The organism is Elizabethkingia argenteiflava (assembly GCF_009904105.1).
GTDB classification, from domain to species: Bacteria; Bacteroidota; Bacteroidia; order Flavobacteriales; family Weeksellaceae; genus Elizabethkingia; species Elizabethkingia argenteiflava.
The window spans coordinates 1-226 of the sequence record NZ_JAAABJ010000496.1; the positions used below are offsets into that span (position 1 = coordinate 1).

Annotated in this window: 1 protein-coding gene; it reads right to left on the minus strand. The window is 38.5% G+C overall.

Features of this window, described 5'->3' with window-relative positions; genetic code table 11:
* A partial coding sequence (locus tag GNY06_RS06575; protein WP_166519327.1) for a helix-turn-helix domain-containing protein occupies window positions 1-226 on the minus strand: 226 nt, incomplete at both ends.

Below are 226 nucleotides of genomic sequence, written 5' to 3' on the forward strand. Positions count from 1 at the left end.
ACTTACTCTAAGCTGCCCCAAAGCAGGGTTTTCAATGGCTATATCAACAACAGCCTTTTCAATAACTTCATCTACACGATTCTTTAATACTGGCTTTCTTCTGGAGATTTCCTGTAATGCTAATTCACCTCCTTGCTCATACAGTTCTTTGAATCGATAAAAACGGTCTCGGGAATAGCCCATTACTTTACAGGCTTTGGATACATTTCCTAAATGTTGTGCTAAT